Genomic DNA, 15,556 nt, shown 5'->3' with positions numbered 1-15,556 from the left:
GTTCGCTAGTTTGGCAGGATGAGTACCCCAGGACAAGGGTAGAAAAACGAATAAAAAAAGGCCCGGCATACGGACCTTTTTTATTTAGCAAGGACGCTGAAGCATCACTTGTGACTCTTAGATCTTCTTAAAGATCACAGAACCGTTGGTACCACCGAAACCAAAGGAGTTGCACAGTGCGTATTCCATGCCACTAACCTGACGCGCTTCGTGTGGAACGAAGTCCAGGTCACAACCTTCATCCGGGTTATCCAGGTTAATGGTTGGCGGAACCGCCTGATCGCGCAGCGCCAGGATAGAGAAAATAGACTCTACCGCGCCCGCCGCACCCAGCAGGTGTCCGGTCATGGATTTGGTCGAGCTGACCATCACGCTACGTGCAGCATCACCAAAGACAGATTTCACTGCCTGGGTTTCAGCTTTATCGCCTGCCGGGGTGGACGTGCCATGTGCGTTGACATAGGCAATCTGACCCGGTTCAATGGCCGCATCACGCAGTGCATTGACCATAGCCAGGGCAGCACCTGCACCGTTTTCCGGCGGTGACGTCATATGGTAAGCATCGCTGCTCATCCCAAAGCCGACCACTTCAGCATAGATTTTCGCGCCACGCGCTTTTGCATGCTCGTACTCTTCCAGTACCACCATGCCTGCGCCGTCACCCAGCACAAAACCATCACGCTCTTTATCCCACGGACGGCTTGCCGCTTGCGGGTCGTCATTACGTGTAGACAGCGCACGCGCAGCACCGAAGCCACCGACGCCCAGCGGAGTACTGGCTTTTTCAGCACCACCGGCAACCATCGCGTCTGCATCGCCGTATGCAATGATACGTGCGGCATGACCGATGTTGTGCACGCCTGATGTACAGGCCGTTGCGATGGAGATGCTTGGCCCTTGCAGGCCATACATGATGGTCAGATGACCGGCCACCATGTTAACAATCGTCGACGGAACGAAGAACGGGCTAATCTTACGCGGTCCACCGTTTACCAGAGAGGTATGGTTTTCTTCGATAAGACCGAGACCGCCAATACCGGAGCCGATAGCAGCGCCAATACGGTGGGCGTTCTCTTCCGTAATTTCGAGGCCAGAATCCTGCATGGCCTGAACGCCAGCGACAATTCCATATTGAATGAAGGCATCCATCTTGCGCTGTTCTTTGCGCGAGATAATGTCATCACAGTTAAAATCCTTTACTAAGCCAGCAAATTTCGTTGCATAGGCGCTAGTATCGAAATGGTCGATCAGGCTGATGCCACTCTGACCGGCAAGGAGAGCTTTCCAGGTAGACTCTACGGTATTGCCGACAGGAGACAACATGCCCAGTCCGGTCACAACTACACGACGCTTAGACACGGTTGTCCTCCAGGGAGGGAAAATAATTCAAGTGGGATAAAAAGATAAAACTCAGGCGGTCGAATGACCGCCTGGAGATGTTCACTTACGCCTGGTGGCCGTTGATGTAATCAATGGCAGCCTGAACAGTAGTGATTTTCTCAGCTTCTTCGTCCGGAATCTCAGTATCAAACTCTTCTTCCAGAGCCATTACCAGCTCAACGGTGTCAAGAGAATCTGCGCCCAGGTCTTCAACGAAGGAAGCATTGTTGGTTACTTCTTCCTGCTTAACGCCCAGCTGTTCGCCGATAATTTTCTTAACGCGTTCTTCGATAGTGCTCATACTCTTAAATTTCCTATCAAAACTCGCTTTCGCGATGGTTTTCGTAGTGTATAAAATGTTGAAAAATTTGCAACTAAATCCCGGCAGGTCTTACCACGATTTTACGTTATTTTGAGGCCATTCACCCCAATAACGCAAATATTTTTCATCGTGGTTAAACCATGTACATCCCGCCGTTGACGTGCAAAGTCTCACCAGTGATGTAACTTGCTTCGTCAGAAGCTAAAAATGCAACCGCACTGGCGATTTCCTGAGCGCCACCAAGGCGACCCGCAGGAACCTGCGCCAGAATACCCGCACGCTGATCATCAGACAGCGCACGCGTCATGTCCGTTTCAATAAAGCCCGGAGCAACAACGTTTACAGTAATGCCACGGGACGCAACTTCACGAGCCAGTGACTTACTGAAGCCAATCAGACCCGCTTTCGCCGCAGCGTAGTTAGCCTGACCCGCATTTCCCATGGTACCAACCACAGAACCGATAGTGATAATACGACCATGACGCTTTTTCATCATAGCTCGCATTACCGCTTTTGACAGACGGAAAACAGATGACAGGTTGGTTTCGATAATATCGTTCCACTCGTCATCTTTCATGCGCATTAACAGGTTATCACGAGTAATCCCGGCATTATTGACCAGAATATCGACTTCACCAAATTCTGCGCGAATATTTTCCAGAACAGATTCGATAGATGCAGGATCGGTCACATTCAACATCAGACCTTTACCATTTGCACCTAAATAATCGCTAATCGCCTGCGCACCGTTTTCGCTGGTGGCAGTACCGATAACTTTCGCGCCACGGGCAACGAGTGTTTCAGCAATTGCGCGGCCTATGCCACGGCTTGCACCGGTTACCAGCGCGACTTTTCCTTCAAAACTCATGGTCTTCCTCTTTTATTGCGAAAGTGCCGCAGACAGTGCCGCCGGCTCATTCAGTGCCGAAGCCGTCAGGGTATCAACAATACGTTTTGTCAAACCAGTGAGAACTTTACCCGGTCCAACTTCATACAAATGCTCGACACCCTGGGACGCCATAAACTCAACGGTTTTGGTCCACTGAACCGGGCTGTACAACTGACGAACCAGCGCGTCGCGGATCGCGTCAGCAGAGGTTTCGCATTTCACGTCAACGTTGTTCACAACGGAAACAGTCGGCGTGTTAAAGGTAATTTTTTGCAGCTCAACGGCAAGTTTCTCTGCCGCAGGCTTCATCAGCGCGCAGTGAGAAGGCACGCTTACTGGCAGCGGCAACGCACGCTTAGCACCAGCCGCTTTACAGGCCGCGCCTGCACGCTCTACGGCTTCTTTGTGTCCGGCAATAACCACTTGACCTGGTGAGTTGAAGTTCACCGGAGAAACCACCTGACCTTCAGCAGATTCTTCACAGGCTTTCGCGATAGAGGCATCGTCCAGCCCAATAATCGCGGACATGCCGCCAGTGCCTTCCGGTACAGCTTCCTGCATGAATTTGCCACGCAGTTCAACCAGGCGCACAGCATCAGCGAAATTGATTACGCCCGCGCACACCAGTGCAGAGTATTCACCCAGGCTGTGACCAGCCATCAGCGCAGGTGTCTTACCACCCTGCTGCTGCCATACACGATACAGCGCGACAGAAGCGGTTAACAACGCAGGCTGGGTCTGCCAGGTTTTATTCAATTCTTCAGCCGGACCCTGCTGAGTCAGTGCCCAGAGATCATAGCCCAGTGCAGCTGAAGCTTCAGCAAAAGTTTCTTCAACAATCGGGTAGTCTGCTGCCATTTCAGACAACATCCCGACGGTCTGAGAACCCTGACCAGGAAACACAAATGCAAATTGCGTCATGTTAAAATCCTTATACTAGAAACGAACCAGCGCGGAGCCCCAGGTGAATCCACCCCCGAAGGCCTCCAGCAATATCAACTGCCCTGGTTTAATTCGCCCGTCGCGGACAGCTTCGTCCAACGCGCACGGTACGGAAGCAGCAGAGGTATTGCCATGTCTGTCCAGCGTGACCACGACATTATCCATCGACATGCCCAGTTTTTTCGCTGTCGCGCTGATAATACGAAGGTTTGCCTGATGCGGCACCAGCCAGTCGAGCGCAGAACGGTCGAGGTTGTTTGCTTCCAGCGTTTCATCAACGATGTGAGCAAGCTCGGTAACCGCCACTTTAAAGACTTCGTTACCCGCCATGGTCAAATGAATCGGGTTTTCCGGGTTTACGCGATCGGCATTAGGCAGCGTCAGCAGTTCACCGTAGCGACCATCAGCATGCAGATGCGTGGAGAGGATACCTGGCTCTTCTGATGCGCTCAGTACGACTGCACCAGCTCCGTCACCAAAAATGATGATCGTTCCGCGATCGGTTGGATCGCAGGTACGAGCCAGTACGTCAGACCCCACCACCAGCGCATGTTTTACCGCGCCAGACTTAACATACTGGTCGGCAACGCTCAGCGCATAGGTAAAACCGGCACACGCTGCGGCAACGTCAAACGCCGGGCAGCCTTTAATCCCCAGCATACTTTGGATCTGGCACGCCGCGCTCGGAAACGCGTGCGTTGAGGATGTGGTCGCCACCACAATTAAACCAATTTGTTCTTTGTCGATGCCCGCCATTTCAAGCGCACGGTTTGCGGCGGCAAAGCCCATCGTCGCAACGGTTTCGTTCGGTGCTGCAATGTGGCGTTCACGGATACCTGTACGAGTGACGATCCACTCATCAGATGTCTCGACCATTTTTTCCAAATCGGCGTTAGTACGCACTTGTTCAGGCAGGTAGCTGCCAGTACCAATAATCTTCGTATACATGTACGCTCAGTCACTTTTTGGTTATATACCGCGGCGAGCAAATCACTGGAACGTTGACGACACTCCCAGCCGCACTGTTATCTGTGCACGTGTGAATGTTTGCTTTCGCCACCGTCCAGCGGTTCAAATCCCGCTGGGTATACAGATTCCAGGCGAGCGGCAATTCGCTGAGGAACTTGTCGCTGCACCGCCTGCACTGCCTGTTCAATCGCGACCTCAAAAGCTCGCTGGTTGGCCGCACCATGACTTTTAATCACCGTGCCGCGCAATCCTAACAGACAGGCGCCATTATACTGGTCGGGGTTGAGGTGACTGAATCGCCTCGTTAGGCTTTTTTGTAACCAACGTTTTAATAACAGCAGCCACCACGACCGTTTTTTACCCTCACCCTGAGACTTCAGCAGTGAAAGGAACATTCTTACAACACCTTCCATCGTCTTTAATGTGACGTTCCCTGTAAAGCCGTCACAGACCAGCACATCAGTTTTGCCCGTCAGTAACTCATTGGCTTCAAGATAGCCGATATAATTGATGGAGGGGATTGTTTTTAGCACAGCAGAAGCGTCCCGAATACTGTCGAGACCCTTTGTTTCTTCTTCGCCGATGTTGAGCAACGCAACCCGAGGAGTGGCAATCCCTACCACCTCTTCTGCCAACACGGAACCCATGACGGCAAATTGCACCAACATCGTACTGTCGCAATCCACGTTGGCGCCTAAATCCAGCACCACCGTTTTGCCCTTTTGCTGATGCGGCAATACCGTCACCAGCGCAGGACGCTCAATCCCATCAAGGGGTTTGAGCAATAGTTTCGCAAGTCCCATCAGCGCGCCCGTATTACCAGCGCTCACACAGGCTTGTGCTCGACCTTCTTTCACGAGCTCCAGGGCAACACGCATAGAGCTTCCACGACTGGCGCGGATAGCCTGCGAGGGCCGGGCATCACTGGCAATAACTGACTGAGCAGGAATAATCTGCAGACGTGAACGTTGTTCGAAGTCAGCTTTGGCAAGTAATGGCGTGATTGTATCGGGATCCCCGACTAAAAGAAGTGTGAGTTGCGAATTAGAATTCAGTGCCTGCAATGCTGCAGGCACTGTCACGGTAGGGCCAAAATCTCCCCCCATGACATCTAACGCCAGGGTTAGACGTGTCAAGGTATCGTCGCTGCCTGGTCAGGTATTTCCCCAGTCACCCGGGGAAAGCCTCACTAAGCTTCATCACGCTTGTACTCTTCGTCCTTCATACCAGAGGTACGAAATTCGTTGAGTCATGCGTGATTACTTAGCGATTACCTTACGGCCACGGTAGAAACCGTCGGCAGTGATGTGGTGACGCAGGTGTTGTTCACCAGAAGTTTTGTCTACAGACAGGCTGGTGACTGCGGTCAGAGCGTCATGAGAACGACGCATGCCACGTTTGGAACGGGTTGGTTTATTCTGTTGTACGGCCATGGACCTTACTCCTCAATTACTTACGCTTTAAGCTGGCTAATACGGCAAATGGGTTTGGTTTTTGCGCTTCATCAGGCAATTCGCCAAAGACCATGTCCGCCTCGGACACTTCACAGTGTTCAGAATCATGCACCGGAACTACCGGCAAGGAGAGGATAATCTCATCTTCAACCATTGCAAGCAGATCGATTTCACCGAATTCGTTAACCTCAATCGGCTCATACGCTTCCGGGAGTGCTTCAGCCTGCTCGTCAGAACGGACAGGACTAAAACAATATGTTGTGTGAACATGAAGTGGGAACGGTTTCCCGCAACGCTGACACTCGAGCGTAACCGAAACCTTTGCATCACCGGTTATCACGGCAAGGCGCTGGTTATCGATCGCGAACGACATGGAGCATTCCACATCACTGTCCACACTGACTACAGAATCGGCGACACGCTCAACCAGATCAGAAGTATAGATACCTTCATAATCAAGGCGTTTTTGAGCCGTACGAACCGGATCAAGAGTCAGGGGTAATTTTACCTTTTGCATAGGGCGCGCATATTAACTTTGTAACGTCATATAGTCAAAGAAAAAGGCAGCCTGCGGTTGCCTTTTGCCAATAATTCGCACACATTGCGGGTCATCGACTTAAAATCGATCACGACAAGCCATCGCAGCCAGCTTGAAGGACGAAGTCCATAGTTTAAAATGGCTCTCATCATTACGCTATATGCGGGGGAAAAAATATGCCTCAACTTATTCTTGCGTCCACCTCTCCCTGGCGTCGCGCGTTGCTCGAAAAACTGGCCATACCCTTCGAATGCGCAGCGCCTGAGGTTGATGAAACGCCTTTACCCGGCGAAACACCACGGCATTTGGTGTCACGTCTGGCACAGGAAAAGGCGCAATCCCTTGCCCATCGCTACCCGTCGCATCTGATTATTGGTTCCGATCAAATTTGCGTGCTTGATGGAGAAATAACCGGCAAGCCATTAACCGAAGAAAAAGCAAGACAACAATTAACCAAAGCCAGCGGAAATATTGTCACCTTTTATACCGGATTGGCGCTGTATAATTCCGCAAACGGGCATTTACAGACCGAAGTCGAACCGTTTGACGTTCACTTTCGTCATTTAAGTGAAGTGGAAATTGAAGATTATGTGCGCAAAGAACGTCCGTTACATTGTGCTGGCAGTTTTAAAAGCGAAGGTTTAGGCATTGCGCTTTTCGAGCGTCTGGAGGGCCGCGATCCTAACACATTAATTGGCTTGCCACTGATAGCCTTGTGTCAGATGCTGCGTCGCGAAGAGATGAACCCGCTTAAGGCGTGATCAATTGGGTAAAGAGCGATGCGAAAGCGTCTTGTCAGGCCTACTGTAAGGGTCGGCCTGACAAGCAACGCGTCATCAGGCTTTGCTACGTAACACTTCAAGACAGCGCTTCAGCTGTTTATCCATCGGTGCTTCAACCCGCATAACTTCCCCTGTCCCCGGATGGGTAAATTTCAATGCCGCAGCATGCAGAAACAGACGGTTGAGTCCCGTGCCCGCCAGTTGCTGATCAAACTCACGATCACCATAGCGGTCGTCAAAAGCAATAGGATGCCCGGCATACTGGGTATGTACGCGAATCTGGTGAGTACGCCCGGTTACCGGACTGCAACGCACCAGCGTGGCAAACGCATAGCGCTCTTCCACTTTAAAACGCGTTTCTGACGGTTTACCTTCCTGATTCACCCGCACAATACGCTCACCGCTTTGCAAAATGTTCTTTAACAGCGGTGCCTGTACGGTTTTGACATGCGACTGCCATTGGCCTCTTACCAGCGCCAGGTAATCTTTTTGCATCCCTTTTTCACGCAGTTGCTCATGCAACGAACGCAACGCGGAGCGTTTTTTCGCAACCAGCAGGACGCCGGAGGTATCGCGGTCGAGACGATGCACCAGCTCCAGGAATCGCGCCTCAGGGCGCAGTGCGCGCAGGCCTTCAATCACACCGAAGCTGAGTCCGCTACCACCGTGTACGGCGGTACCCGACGGTTTGTTAAGCACCAGAATATGGTCATCTTCATATAAAATGACATCACTCAGTGCCGCGACCTTTTGCAAATGCGGTGAAAGAGCGTCTTCTTCACGTTCGGCCACACGTACAGGTGGAATGCGCACTTCATCCCCGTCTTCAAGCTTGTACTCGGGTTTAATACGCTTTTTATTCACCCGCACTTCGCCTTTACGCAAAATGCGATAAATCATACTTTTTGGTACGCCTTTAAGCTGGGTACGCAAAAAGTTGTCGATGCGTTGCCCTGCTTCGTCGGCAGTAATGGCAACTATTTTTACGGCTGGAGTCTCTGTTTTCATGGGGGCCGATTTTAAATAGCCATCAAGATTCGCGCCACACATTTTTCTATGCTTATATTTACTGCTATACCCTATTACTTAGGTTTGACATTGCCGATTTGGTGGTTATTAAACCAATCACCACGCGGAAGTGTAAAAACTGTGAGTAACCGGGTGATAAATGGCAAAAGTCATCTTGCTATAACAAGGTTAGCAGTGGAATAATGAACTTGTTTCCGTGTTGAATCTTGTTAAAACAAGAACTTTTCCGGAATGACCCAATTTTGCCCGACCGATCATCAACGCAGCAATGGCGTAAGACGTATTGATCTTTCAGGCAGTTAGCGGGCTGCGGGTTGCAGTCCTTACCGGTAAATGCTGTATGAATTTCGCGTTGCAGGTCGGCGGCAAGTCTGGGAATCCCCTGGAGCTTACTAACGTCAAGTGACTGGGGTGAGCAGATTAAGCCACTTACAGCGTGAAAGACACAAGCATAATGGAAGCTTCTCTGGAGAGTTTTCCCAGACTGTTCCCCTGATAATTGCGCTGTGTTTCCGTATGAAATACAGGCAACCGACACTCTGCGCCTCTTTGAGCTGACGATAACCGTGAGGTTGGCGACGCGAATAGACACGAGGCCATCGGTTCACACCCGGAAAGGCATTACTCTGCCCGCAGCTTAGTCGTCAATGTAAGAATAATGAGTAAGTTACGATGAAAAGAATGTTAATTAACGCAACTCAGCAGGAAGAGTTGCGTGTCGCCCTTGTAGATGGGCAACGTCTGTACGATCTGGATATCGAAAGTCCTGGACACGAGCAGAAAAAAGCCAACATCTACAAAGGTAAAATTACCCGTATTGAACCGAGTCTGGAAGCCGCTTTTGTTGATTACGGCGCTGAACGTCACGGTTTCCTCCCGTTAAAAGAAATTGCCCGCGAATACTTTCCTGCCAACTACAACTCCCATGGCCGTCCAAACATTAAAGATGTGTTGCGCGAAGGCCAGGAAGTTATTGTTCAGATCGATAAAGAAGAACGCGGCAATAAAGGCGCTGCGCTGACGACGTTTATCAGTCTGGCGGGTAGCTATCTGGTTCTGATGCCGAACAACCCGCGCGCGGGCGGTATCTCCCGTCGCATCGAAGGTGATGACCGAACCGAATTAAAAGAAGCGCTGGCGAGCCTTGAACTGCCTGATGGCATGGGGCTTATCGTGCGTACCGCAGGCGTCGGCAAATCTGCCGAAGCGCTGCAGTGGGATCTGAGTTTCCGCCTGAAACACTGGGAAGCGATTCAAAAAGCCGCTGAAAGCCGACCTGCTCCGTTCCTGATCCACCAGGAAAGCAACGTCATCGTTCGTGCTTTCCGTGACTACTTACGTCAGGATATTGGCGAAATCCTTATCGATAACCCGAAAGTTATGGAGATGGCGCGTCAGCACATCGCCGCACTGGGTCGTCCGGATTTCAGCAGCAAAATCAAACTGTACACCGGCGAAATCCCGCTGTTCAGTCACTACCAGATTGAATCCCAGATTGAATCCGCCTTCCAGCGTGAAGTGCGTCTGCCTTCCGGCGGCTCAATCGTTATCGACAGCACTGAAGCGCTGACCGCTATCGACATCAACTCCGCACGCGCAACCCGCGGCGGCGACATCGAAGAAACGGCGTTTAACACTAACCTTGAAGCTGCCGATGAAATTGCTCGTCAGTTGCGTCTGCGCGACCTCGGCGGTCTGATCGTTATCGACTTTATCGATATGACCCCGGTTCGCCACCAGCGCGCGGTAGAAAACCGTCTGCGTGAGGCCGTACGTCAGGACAGAGCGCGCATTCAGATCAGCCATATTTCTCGCTTCGGTCTGCTGGAAATGTCCCGTCAGCGTCTGAGTCCGTCCTTGGGCGAATCCAGTCATCACGTCTGCCCACGCTGCTCCGGCACTGGCACCGTCCGTGATAACGAATCGCTGTCACTGTCGATTCTGCGTCTGATTGAAGAAGAAGCGCTGAAAGAAAATACCCAGGAAGTGCACGCCATCGTGCCTGTGCCGATTGCCTCTTACCTGCTCAACGAAAAACGTTCTGCGGTAAATGCGATTGAAACTCGCCAGAACGGTGTGCGCTGCGTGATCGTACCAAACGATCAGATGGAAACTCCGCACTACTCCGTACTGCGCGTACGCAAAGGGGAAGAAACGCCAACCCTGAGCTATCTGCTGCCGAAACTGCATGAAGAAGCGATGGCGTTGCCGACAGAAGAAGAGTACGTCGAGCGTAAACAGCCAGAGCAACCGGCGCTTGCCACCTTCGCTATGCCTGACGTTCCGCTGGCCCCTGCCCTGCAGGAGCCAGCGGTTAAAGCCGTTGCCGCGCCAAAAGCAGCCGCTGCGGCAGCGAGTGTCGCGCAACCGGGTCTGTTTAGCCGTTTCCTCGGCGCGCTGAAGTCTATCTTCGGTGGTAGCGAAGAAGTGAAACCGGTTGAGCAACCTGCACCGAAAGCAGAAGAGAAATCTGAACGCCAGCAGGATCGCCGCAAACCACGTCAGAACAATCGTCGCGATCGTAACGACCGCCGTGATAATCGCGATAACCGTGGCGATCGTGATAACCGCAATGAACGTGCCGAAGGCAGCGAAAACCGCGATGACAATCGCCGTAACCGTCGCCAGGCGCAGCAGCAAAACGCGGAATCCCGTGATAACCGCCAGCAGTCCAACGATACCGCTGACAAAGCGAAATCAGGTGATGATCAACAGGCTCCGCGTCGTGAACGCAACCGTCGTCGTAATGATGATAAGCGTCAGGCACAGCAGGAAGTTAAAGAACTGAACCTGGCAGAACAACCGGTACAGGATACGGAACAGGAAGAGCGCGTACGTCAGCCTCAGACTCGTCGTAAACAGCGCCAGTTGAACCAGAAAGTCCGTTACACGGAAAGCGCTCCGGTTGAGGCTGATGTCGCTACCGCAGCCATGGTTGCTGAAACGGCTGCCGCGGCACCTGTTGCTCAGTCCGCACCGGCACCGCGCACCGAACTGGCGAAAGTCGATCTGCCTGCGGTCGTTGCACCGGAGCAAGAAGATAACAGCGAAGCGCGTGACTCCAACGGTATGCCACGTCGTTCTCGCCGTTCGCCTCGCCATCTGCGCGTAAGTGGGCAGCGTCGTCGTCGCTATCGTGACGAGCGTTATCCGCTCCAGTCACCGATGCCAATCACGGTCGCTTGTGCTTCACCGGAATTAGCGTCCGGTAAAGTGTGGATCCGCTACCCTGTCGCTCGTCCTCAGGATATGCAGGTTGTTGAAGAGCAGCGCGAACAGGATGTTACGCCGGTTCAACCGGTTGTCGCTGAACAGCAAATCCTTGCTGCTGCAGAACCTGTTGTTGAGACCGTCGCAGAAACCGTAACAGAAGCGCCGGTGGTGACTGAAACTGTCGTTGCAGAAGAGCCTCAGGCTGTCGTTGTGGAAACAACGCATCCGGAAGTGATCGCAACACCTGTTGAGGAACAACCTCAGGTCATCGCTGAAGCGGACGTACCTGTAGCTGAAGAAATCGCGGCTGAAGCCGAACCTGTGGCTGACGTTGTAGAAGCGCCGGTTGTTGAAGCGCCTGTCGTTGAAGCACCGGTTGCCGTTGTGGCTACTCAGCCAGAAGTGGTGGCTGAAGTGGTTGAAACCGCTGTTGCTGAAGAACCAAAAGCAGACGTTGAAGTGGCTGTTCCAGCCGTAGCGGCTGAAGTCGTTGCAGAACGTGCACCGGCTGCCGTGGACGCAAAAGTGGTTCACAGCTATGCAACTGCGCCGATGACCCGCGCACCAGCACCAGAATATGTGCCGGAAGCGCCGCGTCATAGCGACTGGCAGCGCCCTGCTTTTGCCTTTGACGGTAAAGGTGCGGCAGGTGGTCACAGCGCCACACATCAGGCAACTGCGCCAGCTGCACGCCCGCAGCCGGTTGAGTAAGCCGTTATAGACAAAAAAGCCGACCTCCGGGTCGGCTTTTTTATACCTTCTCTACACGCTTCATCCCTGCCAGTTGGGGCATAACATCCTTCATCAACGCTAAAAATTTACGTAAGCGGGTCGGATAGTAACGCGCCCACGGATACACCAGATGCACAGGTAATGGTGCGGCATGCCAGTCTGGCAGCAATTCAACTAACCGCCCCTGAGCAAGGTCTTCTTCCACCATCCAGCGAGAAACAATTGCCACGCCCAGCCCTGCCAGGGCTGCATTTCTCGCGACATAAATACTGTCCGTGCTTAATCTCGGCGAGATATTCACTGTGCGGGAGTCATTGTTGGGTGAATGAAATAACGACACGCTGTGCTGATAAAACGTACTTACCGCAATCCAGGGCAACCCAGATAACTGTTCAGGATGCGAGAGTTCGCCATATTGCGCGATAAACCCCGGGTTTGCCACCATGCAGCGGGGAACCTCAGCCAGTAATACCGATACCGTTGCCGGATCAACCTCGGCTCCCACCCGGATAGCACAATCGATATTATCGCTCAGAAATTCAACCGTTTTATCATTGAGCATCCACTCTACTGACAGTTGTGGGTAGCGCGACAAAAATTGCAACAGTGGCTCAAGAAGTTGTTGCTGACCGAAAGCATGGGGAGCTCTGACACGCAGCGTACCCACCGGATCGTCTTCCGTCACATTTAACCCATCTTCAAGCGCCAGCCAGGCATCAATAATGTGCTTAGCATGATCATAGGCGCGCTCACCGTCATCCGTCAGTTTCATCGCATGGGTGGTGCGTAAAATCAGCTTAACGCCGAGCAAGGTTTCCAGCGATTGTAGCCGTCGGCTAATGGTTGCCTGAGTCGTCCCCATCTGCTTTGCCGCCGCAGAGAGCGATCCGGCCTCAACGATGCGTACAAACGTACGCATCAACTCCACCCTATCTATACGCTCTGTTTTGATCATTTAGCTATTCATCATACGTCAAACGTATAACAGTTTTACCACTGCGCTCGCTACCGCGCCAGCCACTGAAAGATAAAAATAGCCGCACATCCGTGATTGAGGAATCATTCGTGAACACACACACCGCACTTTCCCGTTGGGTCATCTTTATTCTGGCACTCGGCGCCGGGTTCAGCGTTGCCGCTATCTACTATGCCCAGCCTCTGCTGCCGCTTATCGGTCAGGATCTGCACCTGAATATTACCGGTATGGGGCTGGTGCCGACGCTTACCCAGGCAGGATATGCGCTCGGGATTTTATTCTTACTGCCGCTCGGCGATCGTTATGACCGCCGGACCTTAATCTTGCTGAAAAGCCTCTCTCTAGCCGTTCTTCTTCTGGCATGTAGTTTTATCGGACAACTTCATTCACTGTTACTGGTCTGCCTGCTGATGGGGATGGCGGCAACCATGGCTCAGGATATTGTCCCCGCGGCGGCAATTCTTGCACCAGAAGGAAAACAGGGTAAAACGGTGGGCACGGTCATGACCGGTCTTCTGCTGGGTATCCTCCTTTCACGTACCGTCAGTGGTCTGGTGGGCGAGGCGTTTGGCTGGCGTGAAATGTATCAGCTCGCGGCCGTCAGTATTGCGGTGATTAGCGCGATTATGTGGACGGTATTGCCCCGCTTTGCGGCGCATTCGACACTGAACTATCCATCACTGATGATCTCCATGGCGCAACTTTGGCAACGCTACCCCACTTTGCGCCGCGCTGCGCTGGCACAAGGGTTTTTGTCGATAGCGTTTAGCGCTTTCTGGTCCACACTGGCGGTGATGTTATCTGAGCATTACCACATGGGCAGTGCGGTGGCAGGTGCTTTTGGGATTGCCGGAGCCGCCGGGGCGCTGGCTGCGCCGTTAGCCGGTCATCTTGCAGATAAAGTCGGCGCCGAAAAGGTCACCCAATTGGGCGCATTGCTGGTTACCCTCTCTTTCTCAATGATGTTTTTGTTGCCCGCCCTGCCGGTGCACGGTCAGTGGTTGCTGATCGCCTTGTCAGCGGTAGGCTTCGATCTTGGCCTCCAGTCCAGTCTGGTTGCTCATCAGAATCTGGTGTACAGCCTGGAGCCACAGGCCAGAGGGCGTCTGAATGCTCTGCTGTTTACCCTGGTATTTATCGGAATGGCATTGGGTTCCGTGCTTGGAAGCCAGGTTTACAGGGTGGCGAACTGGGAAGGTGTTGTAGGACTGGCAACCCTCAGTGGTGTGATTGCGCTGGCGATACGCTTAACAGGAAAAGCGCGGGTGAGTCAGGCGACCATTGCCTAAAAAAATGCCCGCTCCGGGGTGTAAATGGAGCGGGCAGACAAACATATCCAGTTTCATGATATGTTTCAAAAAAGGACGTTATCGATTTAGCTGGAACAATGACATTCCCTGCATATCGGTAAACGCTTTATACGATGCCTGTAATGCCGCCTGCTGCATGACATAAGAAGAGATTGCCGCATTCCAGTCAACATCCACCAGATTACTCATCTGCTGAGTTTGTCCTAATGCACGATCGGCCCCCAATGAATCCAGCGAGCTGAGTTCACTGAGTTGCGTCCCTAATTCTGCACGAACAGACAACACGTTGTTGAGCGAGTTTTTCAGACCGCGGTTGGCTTTGTCGATGACCGCTGCTGCAGCATCTTTTGCCGCATCATTACCCGCAATAGGCTTATTGAGTTCAGCAATGGCGCTATCCAGTATTTTGAACAGGTTCTTTTCCTGGGTACTGCCTGGCGGCTCGGGAACCGCATTGCTGGTGACATCGGCAAAAATTTTGTCGCCCGTGTGGCCAATCACCATAGTACGCGCGGCATCCACCTGCTGAGTGACATCTTTGCTTCCACCAGTGTAATCACCATTGGCCTGAGAAAAAGGCGCGGACTCAGTTTTGTAGCCGGCGAAAATGTAGCGACCATTGCCGTCCGTGCTGTTCGCCAGGTTCATAAGCTGGTCGCGGATACCCTGTAAATCGGTGGCCAGCGATGCGCGGTCATCGTCACTTAATGTGCCGTTCCCTGCATAAACAATTTTTTCCTGCGCTGCCTGGATAGCCGTTGTGACCTGTCCCAGGACGTTCTCTTCCAGCGAGACTTTCTGCGTTGCGAATGTACGCGCCAGCGTATACTGACTGTTTTGTGCCTGAGCCTGGGACAGTACAACCGCCTGCGATGCGGCGATAGGATCGTCTGACGGGTTGATCACGCGTTTACCCGTTGACATCTGCTCACCGAACTTCATCCATTCAGCCTGAGAGTTGGTGATGCCGCGCATGTTCTGCTGGTACATCATCTGAGTGCTAATACGCATTAAATCCCT

General features: G+C 52.5%; 14 protein-coding genes. 3 read left to right on the top strand and 11 right to left on the bottom strand.

The annotated features are described in order from the left end of the window. Positions 1 to 117 precede the first annotated feature (117 nt). The 8 genes from fabF to yceD all read right to left on the bottom strand — a co-directional run bounded on the left by fabF (position 118) and on the right by yceD (position 6,473). The gene (gene fabF, locus N7268_RS18295) at positions 118 to 1,359 is read right to left on the bottom strand and encodes a beta-ketoacyl-ACP synthase II (protein ID WP_260863975.1); all 1,242 of its coding nucleotides are present in this window, start codon (positions 1,357 to 1,359) and stop codon (positions 118 to 120) included. Between the two features lie 85 nt (positions 1,360 to 1,444). Beyond that, entirely contained in the window at positions 1,445 to 1,681 is a 237-nt protein-coding gene (acpP, locus tag N7268_RS18290) for an acyl carrier protein (protein WP_000103754.1), read from the bottom strand. A gap of 154 nt (positions 1,682 to 1,835) precedes the next feature. Next, positions 1,836 to 2,570 carry a 3-oxoacyl-ACP reductase FabG gene (fabG, locus tag N7268_RS18285; RefSeq protein ID WP_198903719.1) on the bottom strand — a complete coding sequence of 245 codons (735 nt, stop codon included), beginning with the start codon at positions 2,568 to 2,570 and terminating at the stop codon, positions 1,836 to 1,838. A 12-nt stretch (positions 2,571 to 2,582) separates the two neighbouring features. Then, entirely contained in the window at positions 2,583 to 3,512 is a 930-nt protein-coding gene (fabD, locus tag N7268_RS18280) for an ACP S-malonyltransferase (RefSeq protein ID WP_260863974.1), read from the bottom strand. A 15-nt stretch (positions 3,513 to 3,527) separates the two neighbouring features. Further along, positions 3,528 to 4,481: a beta-ketoacyl-ACP synthase III gene (gene fabH / locus N7268_RS18275; RefSeq protein WP_198903717.1), complete on the bottom strand. Its 954-nt coding sequence runs from the start codon at positions 4,479 to 4,481 to the stop codon at positions 3,528 to 3,530. A 77-nt stretch (positions 4,482 to 4,558) separates the two neighbouring features. Then, positions 4,559 to 5,638, bottom strand: coding sequence for a phosphate acyltransferase PlsX (gene plsX / locus N7268_RS18270; RefSeq protein WP_260863973.1), 1,080 nt, complete (start codon positions 5,636 to 5,638; stop codon positions 4,559 to 4,561). A gap of 123 nt (positions 5,639 to 5,761) precedes the next feature. Further along, positions 5,762 to 5,935 (bottom strand): 50S ribosomal protein L32, encoded by a 174-nt coding sequence (gene rpmF / locus N7268_RS18265; RefSeq protein WP_003036242.1) that lies wholly within the window; start codon positions 5,933 to 5,935, stop codon positions 5,762 to 5,764. 16 nt (positions 5,936 to 5,951) lie between these two features. Then, the gene (yceD, locus tag N7268_RS18260) at positions 5,952 to 6,473 is read right to left on the bottom strand and encodes a 23S rRNA accumulation protein YceD (RefSeq protein ID WP_003036239.1); all 522 of its coding nucleotides are present in this window, start codon (positions 6,471 to 6,473) and stop codon (positions 5,952 to 5,954) included. Between the two features lie 197 nt (positions 6,474 to 6,670). Between yceD and N7268_RS18255 the strand changes: the two genes are divergently transcribed. After that, positions 6,671 to 7,255 carry a Maf family protein gene (locus N7268_RS18255; RefSeq protein WP_260863972.1) on the top strand — a complete coding sequence of 195 codons (585 nt, stop codon included), beginning with the start codon at positions 6,671 to 6,673 and terminating at the stop codon, positions 7,253 to 7,255. A 75-nt stretch (positions 7,256 to 7,330) separates the two neighbouring features. Here the strand turns inward: N7268_RS18255 and rluC are convergent, their stop codons facing one another. After that, entirely contained in the window at positions 7,331 to 8,284 is a 954-nt protein-coding gene (gene rluC, locus N7268_RS18250) for a 23S rRNA pseudouridine(955/2504/2580) synthase RluC (protein WP_198903714.1), read from the bottom strand. Positions 8,285 to 8,977: 693 nt separating this feature from the next. Here rluC and rne point away from each other — a divergent pair. Next, the gene (gene rne, locus N7268_RS18245; protein WP_260863971.1) at positions 8,978 to 12,229 is read left to right on the top strand and encodes a ribonuclease E; all 3,252 of its coding nucleotides are present in this window, start codon (positions 8,978 to 8,980) and stop codon (positions 12,227 to 12,229) included. A gap of 40 nt (positions 12,230 to 12,269) precedes the next feature. On the opposite strand, the gene N7268_RS18240 is transcribed toward rne, so the two are convergent. Beyond that, a complete protein-coding gene (locus N7268_RS18240) occupies positions 12,270 to 13,205 on the bottom strand; it encodes a LysR family transcriptional regulator (RefSeq protein ID WP_260863970.1) in 936 nt (311 codons plus the stop codon). A 110-nt stretch (positions 13,206 to 13,315) separates the two neighbouring features. Between N7268_RS18240 and N7268_RS18235 the strand changes: the two genes are divergently transcribed. Continuing rightward, entirely contained in the window at positions 13,316 to 14,515 is a 1,200-nt protein-coding gene (locus tag N7268_RS18235; RefSeq protein ID WP_260863969.1) for an MFS transporter, read from the top strand. A 78-nt stretch (positions 14,516 to 14,593) separates the two neighbouring features. Here N7268_RS18235 and flgL read toward each other — a convergent pair whose 3' ends face one another. Continuing rightward, entirely contained in the window at positions 14,594 to 15,547 is a 954-nt protein-coding gene (gene flgL, locus N7268_RS18230; RefSeq protein ID WP_260863968.1) for a flagellar hook-associated protein FlgL, read from the bottom strand. Positions 15,548 to 15,556 lie beyond the last annotated feature (9 nt).

Origin of the sequence: Citrobacter sp. Marseille-Q6884 (assembly GCF_945906775.1) — a bacterium.
In the GTDB taxonomy this organism is placed as follows: domain Bacteria; phylum Pseudomonadota; class Gammaproteobacteria; order Enterobacterales; family Enterobacteriaceae; genus Citrobacter.
This window is presented reverse-complemented; position numbering and strand designations above follow the sequence as displayed.

Excerpts from the sequence above, each read along its gene's own strand:
- fabG (WP_198903719.1), bottom strand. The coding sequence starts at position 2,570 with ATGAGTTTTGAAGGAAAAGTCGCGCTGGTAACCGGTGCAAGCCGTGGC.
- yceD (WP_003036239.1), bottom strand. The coding sequence starts at position 6,473 with ATGCAAAAGGTAAAATTACCCCTGACTCTTGATCCGGTTCGTACGGCT.
- fabD (WP_260863974.1), bottom strand. The coding sequence starts at position 3,512 with ATGACGCAATTTGCATTTGTGTTTCCTGGTCAGGGTTCTCAGACCGTC.
- rne (WP_260863971.1), top strand. The coding sequence starts at position 8,978 with ATGAAAAGAATGTTAATTAACGCAACTCAGCAGGAAGAGTTGCGTGTC.
- acpP (WP_000103754.1), bottom strand. The coding sequence starts at position 1,681 with ATGAGCACTATCGAAGAACGCGTTAAGAAAATTATCGGCGAACAGCTG.
- fabH (WP_198903717.1), bottom strand. The coding sequence starts at position 4,481 with ATGTATACGAAGATTATTGGTACTGGCAGCTACCTGCCTGAACAAGTG.
- N7268_RS18255 (WP_260863972.1), top strand. The coding sequence starts at position 6,671 with ATGCCTCAACTTATTCTTGCGTCCACCTCTCCCTGGCGTCGCGCGTTG.
- flgL (WP_260863968.1), bottom strand. The coding sequence starts at position 15,547 with ATGCGTATTAGCACTCAGATGATGTACCAGCAGAACATGCGCGGCATC.
- rluC (WP_198903714.1), bottom strand. The coding sequence starts at position 8,284 with ATGAAAACAGAGACTCCAGCCGTAAAAATAGTTGCCATTACTGCCGAC.
- N7268_RS18240 (WP_260863970.1), bottom strand. The coding sequence starts at position 13,205 with ATGATCAAAACAGAGCGTATAGATAGGGTGGAGTTGATGCGTACGTTT.
- rpmF (WP_003036242.1), bottom strand. The coding sequence starts at position 5,935 with ATGGCCGTACAACAGAATAAACCAACCCGTTCCAAACGTGGCATGCGT.